The 20,665-nt window shown below is 67.5% G+C and carries 19 protein-coding genes and 1 riboswitch; of the genes, 10 read left to right on the forward strand and 9 right to left on the reverse strand.

Annotated elements, in window-relative coordinates; translation table 11 throughout:
* Positions 1-20: 20 nt before the first annotated feature.
* Positions 21-3,095, reverse strand: coding sequence for a pullulanase-type alpha-1,6-glucosidase (gene pulA / locus RW112_RS14030; RefSeq protein ID WP_317782368.1), 3,075 nt, complete (start codon positions 3,093-3,095; stop codon positions 21-23).
* Positions 3,096-3,292: 197 nt separating this feature from the next.
* Between pulA and RW112_RS14035 the strand changes: the two genes are divergently transcribed.
* Entirely contained in the window at positions 3,293-4,378 is a 1,086-nt protein-coding gene (locus RW112_RS14035) for a LacI family DNA-binding transcriptional regulator (protein WP_317782369.1), read from the forward strand.
* Here the strand turns inward: RW112_RS14035 and RW112_RS14040 are convergent.
* A complete protein-coding gene (locus tag RW112_RS14040; RefSeq protein ID WP_305943494.1) occupies positions 4,320-4,661 on the reverse strand; it encodes a DMT family transporter in 342 nt (113 codons plus the stop codon). The two genes, RW112_RS14035 and RW112_RS14040, sit on opposite strands and share 59 nt — an antisense overlap.
* Entirely contained in the window at positions 4,661-4,984 is a 324-nt protein-coding gene (locus RW112_RS14045; RefSeq protein ID WP_317782370.1) for a DMT family transporter, read from the reverse strand. Before RW112_RS14045 ends, RW112_RS14040 begins: the two co-directional genes overlap by 1 nt.
* 9 nt (positions 4,985-4,993) lie before the next feature.
* A riboswitch (guanidine-III (ykkC-III) riboswitch) is annotated at positions 4,994-5,059 on the reverse strand.
* Positions 5,060-5,166: 107 nt separating this feature from the next.
* Between RW112_RS14045 and RW112_RS14050 the strand changes: the two genes are divergently transcribed.
* Entirely contained in the window at positions 5,167-5,616 is a 450-nt protein-coding gene (locus RW112_RS14050) for a DUF5956 family protein (RefSeq protein WP_317782371.1), read from the forward strand.
* Here RW112_RS14050 and RW112_RS14055 read toward each other — a convergent pair.
* A complete protein-coding gene (locus RW112_RS14055; RefSeq protein WP_317782372.1) occupies positions 5,590-6,717 on the reverse strand; it encodes a LacI family DNA-binding transcriptional regulator in 1,128 nt (375 codons plus the stop codon). The genes RW112_RS14050 and RW112_RS14055 overlap by 27 nt on opposite strands.
* A 240-nt stretch (positions 6,718-6,957) precedes the next feature.
* Here RW112_RS14055 and RW112_RS14060 point away from each other — a divergent pair, with 240 nt between their 5' ends.
* Positions 6,958-8,928 (forward strand): glycogen debranching N-terminal domain-containing protein, encoded by a 1,971-nt coding sequence (locus RW112_RS14060; protein WP_317782373.1) that lies wholly within the window; start codon positions 6,958-6,960, stop codon positions 8,926-8,928.
* Here the strand turns inward: RW112_RS14060 and RW112_RS14065 are convergent.
* Positions 8,921-9,550, reverse strand: a complete 630-nt coding sequence (locus RW112_RS14065) for a HutD family protein (protein WP_317782374.1) — start codon at positions 9,548-9,550, stop codon at positions 8,921-8,923. The genes RW112_RS14060 and RW112_RS14065 overlap by 8 nt on opposite strands.
* Positions 9,551-9,640: 90 nt before the next feature.
* On the opposite strand from RW112_RS14065, the gene RW112_RS14070 reads away from it, so the two are divergent.
* The 3 genes from RW112_RS14070 (at position 9,641) to RW112_RS14080 (ending at position 12,008) form a co-directional block, all read left to right on the forward strand.
* Positions 9,641-10,237, forward strand: a complete 597-nt coding sequence (locus tag RW112_RS14070) for a phosphoribosylanthranilate isomerase (RefSeq protein ID WP_317782375.1) — start codon at positions 9,641-9,643, stop codon at positions 10,235-10,237.
* Between the two features lie 57 nt (positions 10,238-10,294).
* A complete protein-coding gene (locus RW112_RS14075; RefSeq protein ID WP_317782376.1) occupies positions 10,295-11,377 on the forward strand; it encodes an LLM class flavin-dependent oxidoreductase in 1,083 nt (360 codons plus the stop codon).
* 85 nt (positions 11,378-11,462) lie between these two features.
* Positions 11,463-12,008 (forward strand): YceI family protein, encoded by a 546-nt coding sequence (locus tag RW112_RS14080; RefSeq protein ID WP_317782377.1) that lies wholly within the window; start codon positions 11,463-11,465, stop codon positions 12,006-12,008.
* Between the two features lie 16 nt (positions 12,009-12,024).
* On the opposite strand, the gene RW112_RS14085 is transcribed toward RW112_RS14080, so the two are convergent.
* Both RW112_RS14085 and RW112_RS14090 read right to left on the reverse strand, forming a co-directional pair.
* Positions 12,025-13,140, reverse strand: a complete 1,116-nt coding sequence (locus tag RW112_RS14085; RefSeq protein ID WP_317782378.1) for a serine hydrolase domain-containing protein — start codon at positions 13,138-13,140, stop codon at positions 12,025-12,027.
* A complete protein-coding gene (locus tag RW112_RS14090) occupies positions 13,131-14,147 on the reverse strand; it encodes a magnesium and cobalt transport protein CorA (protein ID WP_317782379.1) in 1,017 nt (338 codons plus the stop codon). The genes RW112_RS14085 and RW112_RS14090 overlap by 10 nt, the downstream gene beginning before the upstream one ends.
* 247 nt (positions 14,148-14,394) lie before the next feature.
* On the opposite strand from RW112_RS14090, the gene RW112_RS14095 reads away from it, so the two are divergent.
* Together RW112_RS14095 and RW112_RS14100 are read left to right on the forward strand one after the other, a co-directional pair.
* Complete coding sequence (locus RW112_RS14095) at positions 14,395-15,831, forward strand: TrkH family potassium uptake protein (RefSeq protein ID WP_317782380.1); 1,437 nt, start codon at positions 14,395-14,397, stop codon at positions 15,829-15,831.
* 77 nt (positions 15,832-15,908) lie between these two features.
* Entirely contained in the window at positions 15,909-16,310 is a 402-nt protein-coding gene (locus RW112_RS14100) for a YccF domain-containing protein (protein WP_317782381.1), read from the forward strand.
* Positions 16,311-16,336: 26 nt separating this feature from the next.
* Here RW112_RS14100 and RW112_RS14105 read toward each other — a convergent pair whose 3' ends face one another.
* Positions 16,337-17,089, reverse strand: a complete 753-nt coding sequence (locus RW112_RS14105) for a 2-phosphosulfolactate phosphatase (RefSeq protein WP_317782382.1) — start codon at positions 17,087-17,089, stop codon at positions 16,337-16,339.
* Positions 17,086-17,955: a DUF4031 domain-containing protein gene (locus tag RW112_RS14110; protein ID WP_305942525.1), complete on the reverse strand. Its 870-nt coding sequence runs from the start codon at positions 17,953-17,955 to the stop codon at positions 17,086-17,088. The genes RW112_RS14105 and RW112_RS14110 overlap by 4 nt, the downstream gene beginning before the upstream one ends.
* An 81-nt stretch (positions 17,956-18,036) precedes the next feature.
* Between RW112_RS14110 and RW112_RS14115 the strand changes: the two genes are divergently transcribed.
* A complete protein-coding gene (locus RW112_RS14115; protein ID WP_317782383.1) occupies positions 18,037-18,984 on the forward strand; it encodes an alpha/beta fold hydrolase in 948 nt (315 codons plus the stop codon).
* Between the two features lie 62 nt (positions 18,985-19,046).
* The gene (locus RW112_RS14120; protein ID WP_317782384.1) at positions 19,047-20,654 is read left to right on the forward strand and encodes an HNH endonuclease signature motif containing protein; all 1,608 of its coding nucleotides are present in this window, start codon (positions 19,047-19,049) and stop codon (positions 20,652-20,654) included.
* The last annotated feature ends 11 nt before the right edge of the window (positions 20,655-20,665 follow it).

Raw genomic sequence — 20,665 nt, forward strand, 5'->3', positions numbered from 1 at the left:
CCCACCAGCCTAAATCGCCCCTACCTGGCCTGGAACACCGCCACGGTGCGGGCGGGGACGGTGAAGGTACCGGATGCCGCATCATGGGAGGCCGTCTTGACCACGGAGTCGACGCCGCCGGCCTGGACGGGGTGCAGGGCGTACGCTTGGCCCGCCGCTTCGGCCACGGTCTGGCTGGTGGCTTCATCCGAGGCGTTGAACACCACCACGAGCCCGCGCAGGTCCGGGTCCACGTCCGGTCCGACGGAGTCGTCAATACGCATCACCACAACGCCCGGGGTCTGCTCGGGGCCGCCGGGGAAGGATACCTTCTGCTGCACCAGGGCCGCCTCGCCAAGATGGAACAGCGGTGTGCCCTTGCGGATCTGCAGCAGTTCCGCGGCCCGGCTGCGGGCTTCTGCGATCTCGGCGGAAGCAGGCTTCTGCGCCGGATCTGCCAGCAGCGGGCGCATGTAGCTGTACTTGTCCTCGTTGTCAGCCTTGGGCGGCAGGCCGCGGCCGAAGCCGTTGGTGGCGTCCGTGTGGTCCAGGACGTTGAACCAGTCGCCGGAATCGTAGCTGTTGCGGTCCAGCGACTTGCTGCGCAGTGATTCTCCTCCTGCGTGCCAGAACGAGATTCCCTGCCCGAAGGCGGTGGTGCTGAGCGCGAGGGTCTGCATGCGGGTCCGGTCTGCCATGGCAGTGTCCTGCGGCAGCTTCAGGGCCAGGGCGTCGAACAGCGTCTCGTTGTCGTGGGCCTCCACGTACGTGATGGCCTCCTGCGGATCACTGGTGTACCCGGCGGGGGCGCCGTTGTACGGCACGTCGGAGCCCTTGACGGTGGCGCCGGTGCGGTCAACGAAGGAGTAGTCCTTCAGGTTGCCGGTCAGGCCCACCTTCATCAGGTCCTGGGCGAGGAGGAGCGCGGCCTTTTGCTGTTCCGGGGTTCCGTTGGCGGGGGACTCGTTGGGGTCCGTGAACAGGCCGGAAGCGAATCCCTGGACCCGGGGGTCCGGGTCAAAGGGGCCCCCGCCGCGGACGGCGTCGCGGAGGCGGTCGTTAAACGTTCCGATCCCGGTCCCGGCCATGTTCGCCTGGGTGGCCTGGACGAACCGTGCGTTGTTGGCCACTTCGCCGAAGTTCCAGCCCTCGCCGTACAGGGTGATGTTTTTGCCGTCCACGCCGTCCCTGGGCACGGTCAGCTCATCGAGTGCCGCCCTGACGTCCAGCATGTTCTGCTTTGAGTGGTGCCCCATGAGGTCAAAACGGAAGCCGTCGAGCTTGTACGTCCTGGCCAGCGTCACCAGGGAGTCGACCATGAGTTTGCCCATCATGGCGTTCTCCGTGGCCGTGTTGGCGCAGCAGGTGGACGTCTCCAGCGATCCGGTGGCGGGATTCAGGCGGTGGTAGTAGCCCGGGACAATGCGGTCGAGGTTGTTGCTTCCGGACTGGCCCGCACTGGACGTGTGGTTGTAGACGACGTCCTGGATCACCCTTGCGCCGGCAGTGTTGAGTGCGGCAACCATTTCACGGAATTCCGTGATCCTGGTGGCTCCGTCCGGGTCGGTGGAGTATGAGCCTTCCGGCGTTGTGTAGTGCAGGGGGTCGTAGCCCCAGTTGAAGCCGTCCCTGGCAGCCGTCTCCGCCACGCATGCCTGCTGCTCTTCCGAATCGGCCGGCAGGGCGGCGAGGTCACAGAGGGGTTCGCGCTGCTCGCTGCGGCGCTCTTCAATGGTGCCGATGTCGTTGACGGGCAGCAGGTGGACCGCGTTCATCCCGGCGTCCGCCAGTTCCCGCAGGCGGTTCATGCCGTTGCTGCCGGTGTCCGTGAACGCCTTGTAGGTGCCGCGGTGCTCGGCGGGAACGGAGTCGTCGGTGATGGAGAAATCGCGGACGTGCAGTTCGTAGAGGGAAAGGTCTTCCGGCTTGCTGAGCGCAGGCTTCTGCAGTTTGGCCCAGCCGGCCGGCGCCAGCGACTTGTCCCCGAGATCCACGAAAAGGCTGCGTTCGGAGTTGGCCGAGAGCCCCACGCTGTAGGGGTCTGTGACGAGGTTCCGCTCAACCTTGCCGGTTTCCGGGACGAAGACCTCCACTTCGTAGAGGTAGTAGGCGCCGTTCCAGTCCTTGTCCCCGGTGACGGACCATACGCCATCCCCGGCGGCTTCCATGGCTTTGCTGGCCACGGGCTCCCCGCCGGAACCGGAGCCGTAGGTGTGGACGGTCACGCTGCGGGCCGTGGGGGCCCACAGGGAGAGTTCCGGGCGCTTGCCCTTCCACGTCAGGCCGAGTTCCTGCTCCGCCGCCCCGGGGTGGAGCGAGTCCAGGACGCCGGGTACCTGGACGCCGGTGGCGGCGGTAACCGTGCCGTCCGACCCGATGGCGGCTACGAGCAGCTGGCCTTTAAGCAGTTCCTTGGCCCGGAGGGCGTCCGCTTCCGACAGGCGGAGGGAGGCATAGCCCGCAAGGTGCGGATACTTGGCCGCGAGGCCGGCTTCCAGGCCCTGGGCAACAGGCTCCAGCGGGAGGGAGGAACCCCCGGTGACCTCTCCGTCAGCAACTGCCAGTCCGCCGTCGGGGGCGCTAAAGAGCCGGTACGTGGTGCCTGCGGCTGCGGGGGCCTGCCAGGCGATGGTGTCTGCCGTCAGCCAGTGTGCGCCCGCCTCGGCTCCCAGCGCATCCGGAACGTTGTCAGTGAGGGTGTGGCTTGCGTGGTCGTAGGTGAACGTCACGGGTCCGCCCGGCGCATTGAGCACCATGTCACCGCCACCGGCCACTCCGCCGGCACCGTAGTTCTCGTCCCAGGAATTGTTGAGGGCAACCTTCATGCCGTACGTGCCGGCGGGGACATCGAAGGTGGCCTTGAAGAGGGTTGCAGAGCCCTCCACCGGCAGCAGCCTGCTGGCGGGGCACTCGGGCTGCCAGTCTCCGGGGCAGCCGATTTCGGACTGCAGCGATCCGACGAGTGCCACAGTCCGCGGCGAGGCAGTGTGGTCCGCAAAGGCGGGGAGGGCGAGGCCGCCGAGGGCCAGGGGCGTGACGCAGGCGGCCGCCAGGGCAACCAGCAGTTTCCGGTTGAAGGCGGGCGGGGACCCGGGCAAGTGGGCGTGGCGAATCATGGGAGACCTTCCTTGGCAATGCCCCAGAACGGCATCAGCGGTGAGCGGGGATAGTGACGAGCCTAGGGACCTGTTGTGACACACGTCAACAGTTTGCTGAAAATTTTGCGTCTTGTTTTCGCATAACGCGTCGCGCAATTTACGTACACTGGAAACACACCATGACTTCCGGACGGCCGTTCCGGTGAAGGAGCGCTATGAGCACGACAGCGGGCCGGGCAGAACACGCCGCCCCGGACAGGCCGAAGCTGGAGGACCTCGCCCGGAAGGTCGGCGTCAGCATCGCCACCGTGTCCCGCGTGGTCAACGGCCGGAAAGGCGTTTCGCGGGAGGTGCGGCAGGCGGTCCTCGCCGCGATGGACGACCTTGGCTACGAGCGGCCGGACCGTGCACGCAGCACCGTCCGCGGGCAAGTGGGAATCATCGTCCCGGACCTGACCAATCCGATTTTTCCGGCCATCGCGCAGAGCATGGTTTCGCTGCTGTCGCAGGAGGATTTCATCCCGATCCTCTGTGCCCTGCCGGGCGGTGGCCGCTCCGAGGACGAGTACATCGAGATGCTTGTGGCCCAGGAGGCCTCCGGCATTATTTTCATTTGCAGTTCACACGCGGACGGCCAGGCAAGCCTGGAGCGCTACCACCGGCTGCTGGGGCGCGGCATCCCGTTCGTCCTGGTCAACGGCGCCCGCCCGGAACTGGCGGCCGCCTCCGTATCCAACGATGATGCGGCGGCAGTCAGCACGGCCGTGCAGCACCTTGCCAGCCTGGGCCACCGGAAGATCGGACTGGCGATCGGCCCGCACCGCTTCATTCCCAGCCGGCAGAAACTGGCCGGGTTCCGCTCGGCACTGGCCGAGTACCTTGGCGCCGAGGATCCGGAACCGCATACCGCCACCAGCATGTTCACGGTGGAAGGTGGCCAGAGCGCGGCCAACGAACTCCTGGACTCCGGCCACACGGCCATTGTGTGCGCCTCCGACGTCATGGCCCTCGGCGCCATCCGGGCGGCACAGTCCAGGGGATTGCGCGTGCCCGAGGACGTGTCCATCGTCGGCTTCGATGACTCACCGCTGATGGCCCTCGCCAATCCGCCGCTCACGACGCTGCGGCAACCGGTCGCTGCCATCGCGCATGCGGCAGTCCATGCCCTGGCTGCCGAAATTGCCGGCGAACATGCCAGCCGCTCGCCGGTGGTCCTGGCCTCCGATCTTGTGGTGCGCGGTTCTACCGGTCCTGCGGCAGCAGCTTCAGCCCCGCCGCACAGCCCACGATCCCGGCGATGAACAGCAGCTTCAGCGGGCTGGCGGGTTCCACCCCGGTGGCCATGGCCCAGCCCACGGTCAGGGCGGCGCCGATGCCGACCCACACGGCGTAGGCGGTCCCCAGCGGGATGGTCTTCACGGCAATCCCCAGTCCCACCATGCTCAGCGTGGCCGTGACGGCAAAGACGGCGGTGGGCAGCGCCTCGGAGAAGCCGTCGGACAGCCCCAGGGCGGTGGCCCAGACGGCCTCCAGGACGGCGGAAGCAAGCAGGATCAGCCAGGCTGCGGCGGATTTCCCCAACATCACGCCACCACCTTCAGGCCCACCACGCACGCGGCGATGCCGGCGAGCAGCAGCAGCCGCGCCGCCGTCGCGCGTTCCACGTTGGTGACCATCGCGTAGGCGGAGGTCAGCACCACGCCCACACCCACCCACACCGCGTAGGCGGTGCCCGTGGGGATGGACTGCATGGCGACGGCGAGGCCCCCGGTACTGGCGATGACGGAAATGAGGAAGAGCGCTGCGGGCATGATGCGACGGCGGCCCTTGGCCTGGGAGGTCCGGTGCAGGGCGGCGGCCCAGACGGCCTCGAGCGCCCCGGAAAGAATGAGGATTAACCACGACATGACAGATCCTTTGGCCAGTCTTGTCGCGTGCCGGGTACTGAACCGTCGTCCGGAGGCTCCGGAGCGGAACCTTGATTCCAGCGTAGCAACGCACGACGTCGGGAGGCCACCGTTGGTGGCTAAGGTCACCGGTGGTCCCGGTTCGGTTTACTCACTTCCGCCGGCGATGAAGAATGTCCGGTATGAACCAGGACCCTTGGGCATCGCCGGAAGTTGCCACAGCACCCGGCGGCTGGATCCCTGCCACCGAAAACGGTTGGGGCGCCCTTGTTGTGTGGGCGGCAGGCCGCGGCAACTTTGTCCGGGTCCCTGCCGCTGGACACAATCGCTCCGGCACCGCCGTCAACCGTTCCCCGGGCGGAAGTGAACGACGTGCCCCGTTCCTGCTGACGGAGGCCGACCTGGCTTCCATTGACGACGACATCGATACCTACCTTGCCGATGCCGGACTCCCTCCCCGGCCGAGGGGCTATGACTGGTACATCCGTCCCCCGGTGAATGCGGAGGGAGAGGACGCCTTCTGGAGCGCCGTCTGGGCCGGGACCACTGGCGATATACCCCGTGATGAAGTGCGCCCGTCAACGATGAAGGGCCCCGCAAAGGAGCTATTGGCCAGGATGTATCTTGGCTGAAGCCCCGCGGGGCCGTGCCGCCAGGGGCAGCGGAACCCGTTCCACCACCTGAGGTTCCAGGAGGAGCTGCTTTTCGGGCGCGACGGCGGTCCCGGCCGCCGCGGCCCCGGCCGGGGGCTGACCCGGGTCACGTGCCAAGACGTGCGCCAGCACCCGGATGATGTGCCGTGCGGCTTCCTCCACCGGCTGGGCCACGCTGGAAAGACCCAGCGCGGCAGCCACCGGCGTGTTGTCGAAGCCCACAACCGCCACCGGCCGCTCCGGCTGACCGGGCCGGACAGCGCCGGACTGTGACTCGCGGATTTCCCCCAGGGCTCCCAGGGCAAGCGAGTCGCTGGAACAGACCACGGCCGTGGCTCCCCGTGAAACGAGCAGGGCCGCTCCGGCCGCTCCGCCGGCAACGGTGTCCTCCACTTCCACACACAGGAAACCCGTGTCGGCGCCATATCCCGCCGGGCCCATGGCGCGCTCCCAGCCGCGGCGGCGGTCCGCGCCCACCGGATCGCCCGTGTACCAGCCCACGAAGCCGATCCTCGAGTGGCCTTGTGCCAGCAGCATCCTTGCCGCCGCTTCCGTTCCCGCCGCCCCGTCCACGTCCACCCAGGGATGCGCTGCCACAGCCGGGTGCCCGGCCGCATCCCAGGGCCGGCCGAAAACCGCGAAGGGCGTGCCGCGCTCCGTCAGCCAGCGGGTCCGTGCGTCGTCGGGAGTGCTGGAAGTCAGGATGAAACCGTCCAGCCCCGCGACGTCGAGAAGCTGTTCGTAGTGGAGGATTTCGTCGTCGTCCGAGTCGGCGCAGAAGAGCGTGAGGCGGTACCCGGCCGCCTGGGCGGCTTCCGTCAGCGCGTGCAGGAAGCGGTCAAGGACGGCGCCGTTGATGCCGTCCGTGGCGGGAAGCAGCCGCATGCCCAGGTTCATGGACCGTTGCGTGCGCAATTGGCGGGCGGCGGCGCTGGGCCGGTAGCCGGCAGCCGTGATGGCGGCCTGGACGCGCTCGCGGGTGGCTGGCCTGACCTTGTGCGGGGCGTTCAGCACGTTGGAAATGGTCTGCCGTGATACGCCAAGGTCGCTGGCCAGGCTGGCGAGGGTGGGCCGGGACAAACGGGGCTCCTTGGCGTGCGGGCGGGCAGGGGTGCAGGGGCAGGGGTACAGCGCGGGTGCGCAACCACCGCTGGCGGGCCGGACGGCAGGGCGAAGCCGGACTTTTCCTTCCTACCGTAACGTGTGAGACGATTTAACCGCGCAAATTTGATCGATCAAATCTGTGCGCCAAGGTTCTCGCCCGGTAATGCGGACGCCAGCCTCCGCACCGAAAGCCAGCAGCACAGGAGTTGTTTCACCGTGGCCTCTGAACAGCCGTACCTGCACAATCTTTCCGGCGTTTTCAGCGCTCCCATCCAGGCGTGGTCCGACGCGCACGGGCAGATCCGCCACACCGGCGCGCAGGGGATCTACTGCGGCGACGACCGCGTGCTCGACACTGCCGTCCTCACCGTGGACGGGCGGGAGCCTGAATGGGTGTCCACCCAGCTGCGTTCCTCCAAGGAAACCGACTACATCTACTTCGTCCGTGCCGACGCAGAAGTGGCGGACCCCCTGCTCTCCCTGGTGCGCACGCGCTCGGCCCACTCGGGCCGCATCCGCCCCGGGCAGGACACCGAGTTCCTCACCGGGTGCACCGGCCGGGTAGCTGAGGAACTGCGCCTCGAGTCAGCCATGCGGGAGCCGGTCACGCTGACGGTCCGGATGACCCTCCGGGCGGACAACACCACCATGGAAGACATCAAGCAGGGCGCGCGCGGCGCAGCCGCGGTCGAGCCGCAGGGGCCCGCCTGGTCCTGGCGGGACAAGGACACCGCCCTGGCGCTGACGGCGGACAACGCAACGGTCAGCTTCAACGGCAGCACGGTGGCCATCGAATGGGCAGTGGAGGTATTTCCCGGTAAGCCCGTGCACCTCGCCTGGTCCGTGGACTTGACCGATGCGGACTCGCCGATGCTCGCGGCGGACGGTGAGCCCATCGCCGCCCCGGCGTCGAAGGATCCCCGGCTCAGCAGGCTCCTGGAGCGGTCCGTCAGCGACCTCAACAGCCTCCGCCTTGCCCACTACTCGCATCCGCATGACACGTTCCTTGCCGCCGGCGCCCCGTGGTTCTTCACCATGTTCGGCCGTGATTCGATCATTGCGGCCCGAATGCTGCTGCCCATCAACACGGCCATCGCGGGCGGAACGCTGCGCGCGCTGGCCGGCCGGCAGGGTACTGAAACGGACCACACCACCGCCGTCCAGCCCGGCAAGATCCTGCACGAGGTCCGCCGGACCGTCCTGACCATGGCCGAGAGCGGCCATGCGCTGCGCCTGCCGCCGGTGTACTACGGCACCATCGACGCCACCCCGCTGTGGATCTGCCTTCTGCACGACGCCTGGAAGGCCGGAATGCCGGACGCGGAGGTTGAGGAACTGCTGCCCAACCTCCAGGACGCCCTCGAATGGCTCAGGGACCACGGCGACCTGGACGGGGACGGCTTCCTGGAATACCTCGATGCCTCGGGCCAGGGCCTGGTGAACCAGGGCTGGAAAGACTCCGGCGACGCCATCCGCTGGCATGACGGCTCACTGGCGAAGGGGCCCATTGCGCTCGCCGAAGTCCAGGCCTACGCCTACGAAGCAGCGGTGGTGGGTGCGGAGATCCTGGACGCTTTCGGACGTCCGGGCGCCCAGGAGTGGCGCGACTACGCGGCAGGCATGGCCGAACGCTTCCGCGCCCAGTTCTGGTGCGAGGACGAGCTCGGGCCGTATCCGGCGCTTGCCTTGGATGCCGACAAGCGCGCGGTGGACGGCGTGACCTCCAACATGGGGCACCTGCTCGGCACCGGAATCCTCAACGAGGACGAGCAACGGATCGTCGTCAACCGCGTCATGGATCCCACCATGTTCTCCGGCTACGGCGTCCGGACCCTGTCCACCACCAACGGCGGCTACTGGCCCACCCGCTACCACGCCGGCGCCGTCTGGAGCCATGACACGGCCCTGATCATTAGCGGAATGCTGGCGGACGGCTTCCCGGAGGAAGCGGCGCAGCTCGCCGCCGGGCTGCTGAATGTGGCCGAGGCCAACGACTGGCGGCTGCCGGAGCTTTTCGGCGGGCATGGTGCGGACACGATGCGCACCCCCGTTCCGTTCCCGGCGAGCTGCCGTCCACAGGCGTGGGCTTCCGCGAGCTCGGTGGTGATCGCTGCCGCTCTCACCCCGGCGGGGCCGGCACAGGAGGAACTCCTGCAGGCATCCGTCGCCAGTGGCGTTCTTAGGTGACCCTGTCGATCGACACGACGGCCAGAAAGCCCCGGCCCAGGATTTCCGGCGTGGCGGAATCGGAACCGACGACGGCGTCATAGCGGCCCAGCGTCTCCGGCTCGCCGGGCACGGAAACTGCTTCGGTTGCTTCGCCCTCGCCGGATGAGTCCCCGCCGCCGGCGTTGCCGGGGCTGACGGTGGCTTGACCCTGCAGCAGGATGCCGAACTGGCCCTCGAAGACGGGATGCGCGCGCTTCTTCGAGAGTTCGATGATGGACGTGTAACCCTTGAACGCACCGTTTCGCGTGATCACGTTCAGGTCGCGGATATCGCCCGTGGGCAGTGCGCCGGCTGCGTCCGCATCACCGGAAAACCGGAAGGGCCGGTACTTCTCCAGCGGGTGCTCGGCGCCGTCCACCGTCAGCAGCAGGAGTTCGCCCTCCACCACGGTGAGCACCCGGTCCATGCCGGGAAAAGCTGAGAACTGCCCGGCTTTGGACACCTCGGCGATGCTCACCCGCCAGTCCCACGCGCCGTCCTGGGAGGAGGCAGCTTTCGGATGGCTGGCCAGTTCGCGGGTGACCCCGCCCTTGTTGCGCCACGGTTCGGCCCTGAGCTCGGCATAGCGGATGATCTCCATCCGCCCAGCCTAGCGGCCGGTGTAACGTCGGCGCGGACTTCGAGGGCTTGCTAACGTCAGGAAGAGGAAATACTGCAGGAGGAGCCTGGAATGTTCGTCAAGGTGTGTGGGCTGAGTACGCCGGAGTCGGTCCGGGAAGCGGCCGGTGCCGGGGCGGACGCCGTCGGATTCGTCCTGACCAAGAGCCCGCGCGAGGTCACGCCGGAGCAGGCCCGTGAGCTTCTTGCCCACGTGCCGGCCGGCACTCCCGCCGTCGGCGTGTTCCGGCACGAGCCGGTGGCGGACGCCATCGCGCGAGCCCGTGAGGCGGGCCTCGAGTGGATCCAGCTCCACGGGAACCGCACGCCGGAGGACGTGAAAGCAACGCACGACGCCGGCATGAAGGTGATCCGGGCCGTCACCATGAGTGCCGCGCCGGAAGCGTTCGGCCACTGGGGCGAGGAACTGCTGCTGATTGACGCCGCCGTGCCCGGTTCCGGAGAGGCCTGGGACTACGCGTCGGTGCAGGCCAAGGGGCTGGCCGGCCGGAACTGGCTGCTGGCGGGAGGCCTCGACCCCCTGAACGTCTCCCGGGCCGCGAAGGAAGCCGGGGCGTGGGGAGTGGACGTCTCGTCCGGCGTCGAAAGTTCCCGTGGGGTCAAGGACCTGGCGAAGGTCCGGGCGTTCGTGCTAGCCGCGAAGGCCTAGCACCCTGCCGGAATTAACGGCCGGAATGGATAGCGGGCGGTTCTTGTTGCCGCAGTCATGAAGCGCATCGGATTTCTTTCGTTCGGCCACTGGGGCAACGTTGAGGGGTCCCGTACCCGCACGGCCCGGGACGCCCTGCTGCAGGGCATCGAGCTGGCGGTGGCAGCCGAGGAATTGGGAATCGACGGTGCCTTTTTCCGTGTGCACCACTTCGCCCGGCAGCAGGCGTCCCCGTTCCCGCTGCTGGCCGCCATCGCTGCCCGCACCAGCAAGATCGAAATGGGCACCGGCGTGATCGACATGCGCTATGAAAACCCGCTGTATATGGCGGAGGAAGCGTCCGCCACGGACCTGATCAGCGGCGGCAGGCTGCAGCTCGGCGTCAGCCGAGGCTCACCCGAACCGGCCCGGGATGGCGCCGCCGTGTTCGGCCATGTTCCGGCCGAGGGCGAGAGCCCCGCGGACATGGCACGCCGCCACACAGCGGTGTTCCGCCACGCCATTACCGGCGCCGGGGTGGCCGAAGGGGATCCTCGCTACGGCGGGGGTACTGGCCGGCTGCCGGTCCAGCCCAACTCGCCGGATCTTGCCCGGCGGATCTGGTGGGGTGCCGGATCGCGCGCCACCGCGGTGTGGACCGCGGAGCAGGGGATGAACCTGATGAGTTCCACCCTGCTGACGGAAGACACGGGTGTGCCGTTCGACGAGCTGCAGGCGGAGCAGATCAGCATGTTCCACAGCGCCTGGGCAGCGGCTGGCCACCAGCACACGCCGCGGGTTTCGGTCAGCAGGAGCGTGCTGCCGATTGTCGATGACGAGGACCGCCGCTACTTCGGACTTGACGCCCTGCGGCCACGGCGGGACCAGGTGGGCATCATTGACGGTCTGGTGGCACGGTTCGGTAAGAGCTATGTGGGCGAGCCTGAGGCGATTGCCGAAGAGCTGGCTGCAGATGCCGCGGTGCAGGCTGCCGACACGTTGCTCCTCACCGTCCCCAACCAGCTGGGAGTGGACTTCAACGCCAAGCTGCTGGGCAACATTGCCCGCCACATCGCCCCCGCCATCGGCTGGCAGCCGAAGTGGTCCGCGGCCCCGTCGGCCGGTCTTCCGCTGCCCGGTGCGAAGGCTAGCCGTGGCTGAGGGTCTTCGCTAGCATTCAGCTGGGGAGCATCCCCGAAGAACCGGCGGGCCAGGAGCCCGCCAACCGAGTCGAAGGAGACCCGTTGTGACTCTGCCCCAAGGTATTACCCCCGGCAAGTGGACCCTCGACATGTCCCACAGCGAAATCGGGTTCACCGTCCGCCACGCCGGCATCAGCAAAGTCCGCGGCCGCTTCACCGACGCTTCTGCGGAGGCGCACGTTGGCACCTCCCTGGCGGCGTCCAGCCTGCATGCCACTGTCAAGACGGCAAGCTTCGACTCCGGCGACGCCAACCGTGACGCCCATGTGCGCGGAGCGGACTTCTTCGACGTGGAGCAGTTCCCGGAGATGACCTTCCGGGCCACGGGCATTGAAGGCGACGGCGAGGACTACACCGTCACCGGCGACCTCACCATCCGCGGCATCACCAAGCCCGTCGAGCTCGAAGTGGAGTTCACCGGCGTGGCGGTTGATCCGTTCGGTGCCACCCGGGCGGGATTCAGCGCCGAAGCCGAGATCAGCCGCAAGGAGTTCGGACTGACCTGGAATGCTGCCCTGGAAGCCGGCGGGCTGCTGGTCAGCGACAAGGTCAAGATCAACGTGGAGGCGGCCCTGGTCAAGCAGGCCTAGGCGCTCGCGCCACGGCTCATGTCCAGGGCAAGCGGAGGACCAGCGAAAACAGTGCGTCGTAGTCGTAGCTGGTGGTGCTGTTGGACATGATCACGATTCCCCTGCCCCGCTCCGGGTAGAGGCGCATGATGTTCCAGAATCCCAGGCCTGTGCCGAAGTGCTCCACGTAGGATCCGTGGGGACCGTTCGCGTGCTTCCGGAACCATCCGGCGGAGTGGTCAAACTGCCTTCCTTGGACGTTGATGTCGCGCATTGCCCGCGCCGTGGACTCCTGCAGGATGCGTCGCCCGTTCGGTTCAGCGGGAGCGTTGGCGGTTCCGGGCGGAACAGCCAGCCCGTCGTTGAGGTGCAGCCGGGCAAACTCGGCTGCGTCCCGGACGGTTCCCACCAGGCCCCCGTAGCCTGCGCCGTCCACCAGGAACCGGTGGAGCGACGAGTAGCCGTCATGCCTCGGGCCCATCGTGCCGGACGGGAGGATTCCCGCGAGCACGGGCGTGAACGGGCGGGGAATGCGGACATAGCCGGTGGCCGCGGTATGGCCCGGCGGATACGAGAAGCCGGTTGAATCCATCCCCAGCGGACCAAGGATTTCGCGCCGGACATAGCTTGGGAACGGCTCGCCGGAGACCTGGCTGATGACCTGGGCCGCCACAAGGTAGCCGACGTTCGAATAATGTCCGGCGCGCCCCACGGTGTAGCGGAACGCGCGTCGCCGGGCTATCAGCTGCCGCAGCATGTGCTCCTGGTCCGGCCCCGGGGCGTCCGCGGGATGAATCCATTTCACAGGCACGGGATTGCCCAGGCCGGACGAGTGGGCCAGCAGTTGCCGCACACTGGGCTGGGCGGAACCAGGGGCGCGCAGCCAGTCAAGGTATTCGTGCACGGGTGCGTTCAGGTCCAGGCGCCCCTGGTCGGACAGCCGCAGGGCGGCGGTGGCTGTCACCGGCTTCGTCATCGAAAACCACGGATACACCGTGTCCGCGGTGGCCGGCGTGAGCGTCTCCAGATCCGCATAACCTGTCCCGCCGAGATGGAGCACCCGGTCCCGCGACACGACGGCCAGTGACATTCCCGGAACACGGCCCCTGCGCGCTGTGTCCGCGAGTGCGGCCCGGACTGCGGTCAGATCCATTTGTTGTGCTTGAACGTCGCGTACAGGGCCACGCCCATGACCAGCATCAGGCCTAAGGCCATGGGATAGCCGAAGACCCAGTCGAGTTCGGGCATGGTGCGGAAATTCATCCCGTAAATGGTGCCGACCAGCGTGGGCGCGAAGAGGATGGCAGCCCAGGAGGAGATGCGCTTGACCTGCTCGTTCTGCGCGAAGCTGGACTCCGTCAGGCGCCGCATCTCATCGTTCTGGCGCTGGGCCACCAGCGCGGCATTGACCGTGAGCGCGTTCTGCAGCAGGGCCCTGAAAGAGGCGGTCCGCTCGCCAAGCCGCAGCACGTGGTCCAGCACGTCGCGCAGGTGGTCCTGCAGCTCCGGGCCCGGCTGGTGCTCGGGTGTTCCGGCGAGCAGGGCCTGCAGGATCCCCGCCAGCGGACTGGTCCCGCGCTGGAACATGATGACCTGGCGCGAGAGTTCATAGATCCTGCGTGACACATCGGGGTCGCCGCCAAAGAGGTCATCCTCGATCTCGTCGATGTCGTTTTCCAGCCCGGCAGCCACCGGCTCGTATTCATCCACCACCTGGTCCAGGATGGCGTACAGCACTGCGTCCGGTCCCAGCGCCAGGAATTCGGGCTGGGACTCCATCCGCCGGCGGACGCGGGCCAGGTCCGGTGATTCGGCATGCCGGACGGTGACCACAAAGTCGGTGCCCACAAAAACATGGATCTCACCGAACTCAACCTTTTCGACGTCGTCGAGGTAGCGCGCCGGGCGCAGCACCAGAAACAGGGTTTCGCCGTAGTGCTCAAGCTTGGCACGCTGGTGCCCGCTCAGGGCGTCCTCCACGGCCAGGTGGCTGAGGTCGAATTCGTCTGCCACGGACCGCAGTTCCTGCGAGTCAGGCCTGTACAGCCCTATCCAGGCCATCCCTTGGCGTTGCCGCAGCAGGAAGTACGTCTCCTCCAGCCCTTCCGGGTCGGTGGTCCGGAGGCCGTTCACATAGACGGCATTGTCAACAATGGTCATGCTGCGCCTCCTTCCGGCACCGGCCCTTGCTGTGACGGTAGCCCTTGGCCGACGCCCTGCCAACAGTTTGCGCCTTCGCGGCCGTGAAGCTGTGAAGCCGCGAAAAAGGGCCGCGTAAGGATTTCGTAAAGACCGGGTTCTGCCGGAATCGCGCGGTGTTAGTCTCCGGGAAACGTTGAACTGTGGGCCCGGTCTGCGGGCGCGAGGCCGGAAGGGCTTCGCATGCCCGCCGATGAGAGGATGTCCGATGGCGGTACCGCTGAAGGGGCGGCCCAAAGCATCCGAGAGGGCCGGGCCGAAGAACCTTGCGGCGAACCAGCGGCCCGGGAAGCTCAGCCCGAAGGGCAGCCGGATCAGGCGCCTGCTGCTGCACCCGGTCCGGTCGGTGCCGGTGGCCTTCCTTGCCGTGATTCTCCTGGGGGCCGGCCTGCTCCTGCTTCCCGCCTCGCATTACCCCACGGAGGCCGACACGGTCATGCCGGCCCTGTTCACGTCGGTCTCCGCCGTCTGCGTGACCGGACTGATCACCGTGGACACCGCCACGTTCTGGACGCCCTTCGGCCAGGCCGTGATCCTCGCTTTGATCCAGGTGGGCGGCTTCGGGATCATGACGCTGGCAACCCTGCTGGCACTGCTGGTCCGCAAGAACCTCGGCCTCCGCGGACAGCTCGTGGCCCAGTCCGAAACACACACACTAAATTTCGGAGATGTCCGCTCCGTCCTGGTGCGGGTCGCGAAGATCATGGCCACACTGGAGGCCGTCACGGCGGTGGTCCTGACCCTCCGGTTCTGGATCGGCTATGACGCCAACCCGGCGACGGCACTCTGGCACGGTGTCTTCCACGCCGTGTCCGCCTTCAACAACGCCGGCTTCTCGCTGTACAGCGACAACCTCGTCGGTCTCGCCGAAGACCCGTGGATCATCGTCCCCATCTGCGCAGCAGTCGTGGCCGGCGGGCTGGGGTTCCCCGTGATCATTGCCCTGATGCGGGACGGGCGCCGGATCAAGGACTGGACCGTCCATGTCCGACTGACCGTCTACGGCACACTGCTGCTTCTGGCGGCCGGGTTCGTGCTGTTCGCGGCCTTCGAATGGAACAGGCCCGAAACCCTGGGGCCGCTCAGCACCGGAGGCAAGTTCCTTGGGGCACTGGCCGGCAGCGTGTTTCCCAGGACTGCCGGTTTCAACAGCATCGATTACGGCGCAGCCACACCGGAAACGCTGATGGTCACCAACATCCTGATGTTCATCGGCGGCGGGAGTGCAGGGACTGCAGGCGGAATAAAAATCACCACGTTCCTCATTTTGGGATTCGCCATCTGGAACGAGGTCCGCGGCCGCGAGCAGGTCACCATTGCGCACCGCTCCATCAGCTCCTCGGCCCAGCGCCAGGCGCTTTCCGTTGCGTTGCTGGGTGTCGCCACCGTCGTCGCGGGAACACTCCTGCTCCTGATGTTCACCGACTACAGCCTCGAAAAGGTGCTCTTTGAATCCATTTCCGCGTTCGCAACGGTGGGGGTGAGTACGGGCATCACGTACCATCTGCCGGCCAGCGCACAGTGGGTGCTGATGGCTCTGATGTTCATCGGCCGGATCGGGACCATCACCGTCGCCTCGGCGCTGGCACTGTCCGCGCATCCGAGGCTCTACCATTTGCCTGAAGAGCGGCCGATTATCGGCTGATCGGCAGACCGGAATTCAGGGCCGGGTCAGGGCAATCCCCGACGCCGGATGACTCGCGCGCGGGGGAGAATGGCCGTATGAAGACATTGCTCAACATCATTTGGCTGGTCTGCGGCGGGCTTTGGCTGGCGCTGGGGTACTTCCTGGCGGGCATTATCTGCTGCCTGCTTATCGTGACGATTCCCTGGGGCATCGCCTCCTTCCGGATTGCGGCGTACACGCTGTGGCCCTTCGGCCGCATGGTGGTGGACAAGCCGGGCGGCAACGGGGTGTTTTCGCTCCTCGGAAACGTGATCTGGCTGGTGGTCGCCGGTATCTGGATCGCGATCGGCCATGTGGTGACGGCCTTCGCCATGGCCATCACCATCATCGGGATTCCGCTGGCCATCGCCAACCTGAAGCTCATCCCGGTCTCGCTGATGCCGCTCGGCAAGCAGATCGTGCCCACCGACCGGCCGTTCGTCACCAGCTACCGCTAAGCCGGCCGCCCGCCTGCGGCACACCGCTACGCCCGGCGGAACGCGCCGTCGTCGAGAAGTGCGACGGCGGCGCTCTGGTTGAGTTCCCCGGCGATCTCCACGTCCTCCTGGTAGCCGCCGAAAACGAGTTCGCGCCCGGTGGAGCATTCCAGCAGCATGTCGCCGAGCCGCGGTTCGGCAGTGGTGAAGGCGTCCATGGCCCACCGTGCCTCGGGGGAGAAACCAGGCCGGCGCTGCTCAGGAAGCGCGGCCAGGAAAGCCCCCGCCCCCAGCTGGTCCTCAAGCGCGGGCCGGAGTCCGCCGTTGGGCCATTTTTCGCCGGCGGCGATGACAGCGACCACCGCGGCAGGCGGAAGGTTCCGGGCCGCCCACTCGGCCGTTGCCCGGGCATTGCGGAGGCACACCGCGGCGACACGCGGCACCGTTCCTGACAGGGCATGGGCCAGCGCCGACCCGTTGGGCGAGGGCAGGACCAGACGTTCCAGCAACGGTGCCGAGCGCAGGCTGGCGGGGGAGAGGCTCACGCCGTTGCCGCCGCGCCGGCCGGCGAGCACGGCGTCCTTCCCGGCGGCGAAGCCGGCTGCCCCGCCGTCCTTCCAAGCGTACGGAAATACGTCGGCGCCGCGGTCCACGGCGACGCTCACGCATGTGGTGAAACACAGGACGTCCACCACCACGGCGAGTTCGGCCCCGGGCGCAACGGCCATGGCGCCGTCGTGCCCCCAATCGAAGCGGACCGTAAACGGCAGTTGCCGGTGCGCGGCCTGAACCTCGCTCACGCGAGTTCGCCCGCCAGGTTGCGCCGGGCTGAATCCAGCCACAGCTCACGGCCCCGGGGCGTGTTGAACAGCGGGTCCAGTTCCAGGAGGTGACGGACGACGGCGGCGCGTCCGGCCGCGAAGTCGGCGTCGCCGATGTGCGCGAAGTCTTCCCGGACGGCGCTGAGGTAGCGGCCGTAGGCCTTCGGATCGCCGCCGAGAACCGACAGGTCCGCGTCGCAGAGGAGGGCGCCGTCGTCGTCCCCGGCCTCCGGGCGGTGGTCGGCAGTGAGCCGTACCAGCCGCCCCACCTCATACGCGTCGTCCTCGGACAGCCCGGCGTGCAGGAGCCTGTCCTCCGCCAGCCTTGCTGATTCCTCCTCGTCCTGTCCGGCAATGCCGCGGTACACGGCGTCGTGGAACCAGGCCGCGAGGACCACGGTGCGCGGCGGGTCGGCCGGCTCGGTGAGCAGGTCCAGCGCTTCTAGGACGGACAGCAGGTGGGTGCGGCCGTGGTATTTCCGGTGTTCCTCGCCCCAGCGGTCCAGGAGGTCAAGGAAGAGGGCGTCATGGCCGGGAAGGACGGCGTTCCAGCGGTTCAGCAGCGGCAGTTTGAGGGCCTTGCCGCGTTCGCGGGCAGGGATGCGGAGCCCGCAGGCGATGAGCTTGCGGACCAGGACCCGGGCCTCCACGGGGATGGCGCCGGCCTCCACCAGGGCGCCGTACCGGGCTTCGGAGACGTCGTAATGGTCGCCGTCGAACGCCCGTTCCGGGATGCCGGCGGCCTCTGCGAAGCGGTGCAGTTCGTCGAGCGACGTGTCCGAGATCAGGTGCGAGAAGTGGGTTCCGTGGGCAGGCCAGAGCGGCGGATCGAGGTAAACGGCCATGGTGGAAATTCTAGTGCCGCGGTGCCGGGTCGCGGCGGCGCCAGGACGCCGGGCCGGCTGGAGCAGGCATATTGTGGGCGGGTGACGGGCGAGCAAACGGAGACAATCAGCGGATGGGTGAAAGTGCCCCATGCCAGGATCTACTGGGAATCGACCGGCGAACCTGCCGGCATTCCCGTCCTGTACCTTCACGGTGGCCCCGGCGGTTCCCTTGGCAAGGGCGGATACCGTAAACGGCACGACCCCACCCGCTTCAGGATCATCGGGCTGGATCAACGCGGGTGCGGCAAGAGCACTCCGGCCGTCCAGGACGACCTTGACCACCTGTCCGGGAACACCACGCAGGCCCTCATCGAGGACATTGAGGCGGTGCGGAAGCACCTGGGTATCGAAAAGTGGATCGTCACCGGAGTTTCCTGGGGCAGCACGCTTGCCCTCGCCTATGCCCTCAAACATCCCGGCCGGGTGCTCGGGATCGCTCTGGTGGCAGTGACGACGACCAGCCGGAGCGAGGTTCAATGGATCACTGAGGACGTCGGACGCATCTTCCCGGAAGCATGGAGTGAGTTTTCCGAGGCATGCCGCGCCAACCCGGGCGAACGCCTTGTGGAGGCCTACGCCCGCCGGCTCGCCGGGGAAGACCGCGATGACGCCCGACGGGCCGCCCTGGCCTGGGACCGCTGGGAGTCCACGCATGTATCCCTGGACCCCAGCTGGGTTCCTGGCGCACTGTTTGACGATGAGAATGAGCGCATGACGTTCGCCCTTCTCGTGACGCACTATTGGGCACACGACGGATTCCTGACCGACGGACAGGAAATCATGCCCCGGATTCACGAGCTCAACGGCATCCCGGGATACCTCATCCACGGGCGGCGAGACATCAGTGGTCCTGCTGCCACCGCGTGGCACTTGCATCGGCGATGGCAGTCGAGCCGGCTTGCGGTCATCGAAAACGAGGGTCATGGCGGCCCGGTATCCATGGCGGCATTGTCAGAGGCAGTCGAAGACATTGCAGCCATGATCTGAGTTGCTTCTGGACAGGGGGCTGCGAAGGGTAAATTGTCGGTGCCCTTTGGCAGAGTTATCCCATGGACGCCGTTGGGGAACGCGAAGCAACAGGAGGGGTGTTGCGGTGGGCCACGCTGCCCGCTGTCCCTGACAATGCTTCGGCGGCCGACGACGGCGTGTTCAGTGATCTGGCCCGGAGCCTTCAGCTGTTGAAGGCTATTGGGGCGGCGGCGGTGGGGGATGCTGCGGGTTTCGGCGTTAGTGAGGCTGCTGACTTCGCCGCCGGAGTTGAGGAGATCTCCCGGACGGCGGAGTTTTTGCAGGTGGTGGCAGCCGGAGCCGTGGACCGGACCCGGCGCCAGGCCCAGCGGTCGGTTAGCTCGGGGGCTGCCGTCGGCTGGACCACCGGGTGGGGCGAAGCGACTGCTGTGCACGGACCCATCGGCTGGGCAGCCGGCCAGGTTCAGGCTATCGCGCCGGCTCCGGACGAACCGGACCCTGCTGATGACGGGTACCGGAATGCTGCCGAGTTCCTGCGGGGTCGGTTGCGGATCGGTGCCGGCGAAGCCAGACGGCGGATCAGCCTTGCCGAAGCCCTGTTGCCCAGCACGGGGATCTCCGGCCACCACGAGGAACCGGCACGGCCCGTCCTTGCCGCCGCCGTTGCCGCAGGGACTGTCGCGTCCCGCGCCGCGACCATCATCACGCTTGCCCTGGACCGGGTCCGGCACCACGCCCCCGAAGAGACCGTTGCCCGTATGGAACACATGCTGACCCGCCAAGCTGCCGAGAGCGATGCCGATCTGCTGTCCCGGGTCGCCCGGCACTGGGTCGACGGGCTCGACCAGGACGGGTCCGAACCGTCCGAGGAAGAACTCCGGCGCCGCCAGGGGGTGTTCGTCCGCAGGCCCCGCAGAGGTCTCTACCACTTGGAGGTCTTCGCCACCGAGGACCAGTACGAACCCCTCCTGACCGTGATGAACACCGCCACAAACCCCCGCACCCAGGGCAAGACATCCGGAGGAGGTGACTGCGAAGCTGAGGGGAGCGCCCCGGCAGACCACAACCTGGACCGGCGGACCCGCCCGCAGCAGCTGCTGGACGGCCTGGTCGGCGCCTGCAAAGTGGTCCTGACCACCGATTCGCTCCCGGCCGCCGGCGGGATGCGGCCGCAGGTCATGGTCACCATCGACTACCGCGACCTGTTGCAACGGTTGGACCGGCCGGACAGTGTGGAATCGTCAGGCACCGGGACGTCAGCCATCCCCGGCACGGGCTTGTTTACCTTCACCGGACCCGTCACCGCCTCCACCGTCCGGAAGATTGCCTGCGACGCGGACATCATCCCCGTCCTGCTCGGCAGTCAGGGCCGCGTCCTGGACATCGGCCGGACCACCCGGATCTTCCCGCCCCACATCCGCAAAGCCATCACGGCCCGTGACCAGGGCTGCGCCTTCCCGGGCTGCAGCATCCCGGCCCCCTGGTGCGAAGCCCACCACATCACCTACTGGTCACACGGCGGAGCCACCAGCACAGACAACGGCACCCTGCTCTGCAGCCATCACCACCACCTGATCCACAAGGAACAGTGGCACATCCAGGTCAAAACCGGGATCCCGTGGTTCATCCCGCCACCCCACATCGACCCACACCAAAAACCGCAAAGGAACCGCTACTTCCGGTGCTGAGCGGCGGCAGT

The sequence above is a fragment of the Arthrobacter sp. B10-11 genome (genome assembly GCF_033142195.1).
GTDB classification, from domain to species: domain Bacteria; phylum Actinomycetota; class Actinomycetes; order Actinomycetales; family Micrococcaceae; genus Arthrobacter; species Arthrobacter oryzae_C.

Excerpts from the sequence above, each read along its gene's own strand:
- RW112_RS14095 (WP_317782380.1), top strand. The coding sequence starts at position 14,395 with ATGGCGGTACCGCTGAAGGGGCGGCCCAAAGCATCCGAGAGGGCCGGG.
- RW112_RS14045 (WP_317782370.1), bottom strand. The coding sequence starts at position 4,984 with ATGTCGTGGTTAATCCTCATTCTTTCCGGGGCGCTCGAGGCCGTCTGG.
- RW112_RS14040 (WP_305943494.1), bottom strand. The coding sequence starts at position 4,661 with ATGTTGGGGAAATCCGCCGCAGCCTGGCTGATCCTGCTTGCTTCCGCC.
- RW112_RS14110 (WP_305942525.1), bottom strand. The coding sequence starts at position 17,955 with ATGGCCGTTTACCTCGATCCGCCGCTCTGGCCTGCCCACGGAACCCAC.
- RW112_RS14090 (WP_317782379.1), bottom strand. The coding sequence starts at position 14,147 with ATGACCATTGTTGACAATGCCGTCTATGTGAACGGCCTCCGGACCACC.
- RW112_RS14035 (WP_317782369.1), top strand. The coding sequence starts at position 3,293 with ATGAGCACGACAGCGGGCCGGGCAGAACACGCCGCCCCGGACAGGCCG.
- RW112_RS14075 (WP_317782376.1), top strand. The coding sequence starts at position 10,295 with ATGAAGCGCATCGGATTTCTTTCGTTCGGCCACTGGGGCAACGTTGAG.
- RW112_RS14120 (WP_317782384.1), top strand. The coding sequence starts at position 19,047 with ATGGACGCCGTTGGGGAACGCGAAGCAACAGGAGGGGTGTTGCGGTGG.
- RW112_RS14065 (WP_317782374.1), bottom strand. The coding sequence starts at position 9,550 with ATGGAGATCATCCGCTATGCCGAGCTCAGGGCCGAACCGTGGCGCAAC.
- RW112_RS14050 (WP_317782371.1), top strand. The coding sequence starts at position 5,167 with ATGAACCAGGACCCTTGGGCATCGCCGGAAGTTGCCACAGCACCCGGC.
- RW112_RS14070 (WP_317782375.1), top strand. The coding sequence starts at position 9,641 with ATGTTCGTCAAGGTGTGTGGGCTGAGTACGCCGGAGTCGGTCCGGGAA.
- pulA (WP_317782368.1), bottom strand. The coding sequence starts at position 3,095 with ATGATTCGCCACGCCCACTTGCCCGGGTCCCCGCCCGCCTTCAACCGG.
- RW112_RS14085 (WP_317782378.1), bottom strand. The coding sequence starts at position 13,140 with ATGGATCTGACCGCAGTCCGGGCCGCACTCGCGGACACAGCGCGCAGG.
- RW112_RS14100 (WP_317782381.1), top strand. The coding sequence starts at position 15,909 with ATGAAGACATTGCTCAACATCATTTGGCTGGTCTGCGGCGGGCTTTGG.